General features: G+C 36.3%; 2 protein-coding genes. Both read right to left on the bottom strand.

Going from position 1 to position 1,919, the window contains the following annotated elements:
* Window positions 1-405 precede the first annotated feature (405 nt).
* On the bottom strand, window positions 406-870 hold the full coding sequence (locus I2484_RS20950) for a DUF600 domain-containing protein (protein WP_207152982.1): 465 nt from the start codon (window positions 868-870) through the stop codon (window positions 406-408).
* 17 nt (window positions 871-887) lie between these two features.
* On the bottom strand, window positions 888-1,919 hold a 1,032-nt coding region (locus tag I2484_RS20945), incomplete at its 5' end, for a DNA/RNA non-specific endonuclease (RefSeq protein WP_255551645.1).

Genomic DNA, 1,919 nt, shown 5'->3' with positions numbered 1-1,919 from the left:
GCAATTGCACTATATACGTTCGCGAATTGAGCACCTGCAATCTCCAAATAAGCTGTGTGAATTCCCCCTTCACGAATAGCTTGAAAATCAGTGGCATGTCTACCATGCCAAGTCGAGGGCGAAAGTTCTGGTTCCAAACATTTGTGTTCATTCGTGCCCTTCGGACAAATAAATCAGCTACTAATCTCATAACACGAATGATTTAAGACAAAGGAAAAACGCCACAGCAAATTATTTTCACTGTGGCGTTTTATATATAATTAATTGTCGGCAATCTGAATATAAAAGGCATCCATACTAATACCAGAGCCTCATATACATATTTAATTCAAGTTATTCGAAAATCTAAGATTCAGTGTAGGAGAAAAATTTTTCAAACTACCAATTCCCATGTAATACTGGTTATTAACTCCAACTATTATCTTTACTTATTTCCTCGAACCATGCCATTGCAACATCATCCGCTGTCTTAACAGGGTCATCAGAATAAACTAGTTCGTATTTATATTCTGCTTTCAGGCTATTTTCTTCTATATTATATATTAATTTCATTTCTGTTGGCATTTCCCTATTATATTCCTTGCATAACTTTATTACACTTTTTATATCCATATTCAAAATTTTAACAACGCCACTCTGCCTTTGAACAGATACATCATAGTTATTTTCTCCACTAGATAACATATCATTTAATTTGTGACGTTCTACTATCTTACCATTAATATTATAAAAATAATCACTTGATACAATTCCTTCTTCAAAAGAACAATAAATATATATTTTTTCAGCCCTTTCTTCTACATACTCTAAGCAAATTGATACCATATCTGTTTGTATCTCACTAAAATAGTCTTCAAATACCTTACTCATCAATAAGAATCTCCTTCCTAATTCAAAATATCACGTTCAGAATACTTTCCGTCTATTTCATATTGTATATTAAATTCAGATGGTCTCGAACTATCACCATCATATTTAACTTTAACACTAACTTTAACCTGTTTCTTATTATCAAGTGCTTTTGCCCATTGATTTTCAATCTTCTTATACTGACTTAAATTAACATTTAAGGATTGTGAAATTAAGTTATCCAATTCAGGCGAGCCCCCAAACCTATCCCCAGCCAAATGTCCTGCATGATCTCCTTTTACTTTACCTGGCGTATTTGGATCATGAGGCAATCTCGCCTCCCTCTTTGTCAATTGTAAATTGTCTGTTTCAAATTTAGATATTCTCCCTAAATTATCTGTCTCATAAATATAATCAAACTCTCCTGCTTTATAGTTAACATTCGGCTTTATTTTACCCTTTTCATTAATATGACTGCCATCTTTTATTACTTGTTTCTTAGCCTCACTAACTTCCTTACCACCTTTATCCGTACCAGTAACCTTTTCAACTTTCTTTGGACTAGTTACCTTCGCAATTGGAGTTTTTCTCACAAGTTTAATACCCGCATTACCCGCTTTTATCGCTTTCCCAAAAGGGGTAATCGAGGCCACGGCCAGTCCCTTGGCAACGTACGAACCATCGGGATTCGTGATTGTATGTAAGTCATCCAGGATTAAGAAGTTAGCTACTCCCAACCCGGCTTTATCAATGAGGCTCAGTTCTTTTGGTCCGTAATCCTTTGAAACACGAACGAGTCCTTGGTTCATCATGATGTATTCGCCCGTATGAGGATCGATTGCGTAGTCATTCACATCATGACTTACATGTTGTTCTTTTTCCATTGCGGCATAGAGTACTTTCATTCTCTCGTCTTCAGACGTATTCGCTCCTACTAAATTGCCAGTTTCATCTCTCGATTCTTGTCCGGCATTTACGCCGTTCATCCCAGCCGTCCGTTGTGCTAAATCTGTCTGAAGTGTATTTTTCGCCGATAATGCTGCCCATTTATCCATTGGGAAGTCGATGGC

The organism is Sporosarcina sp. E16_8, from assembly GCF_017347095.1.
Taxonomy (GTDB): domain Bacteria; phylum Bacillota; class Bacilli; order Bacillales_A; family Planococcaceae; genus Sporosarcina.
This window is presented reverse-complemented; position numbering and strand designations above follow the sequence as displayed.

Excerpts from the sequence above, each read along its gene's own strand:
- I2484_RS20950 (WP_207152982.1), bottom strand. The coding sequence starts at position 870 with ATGAGTAAGGTATTTGAAGACTATTTTAGTGAGATACAAACAGATATG.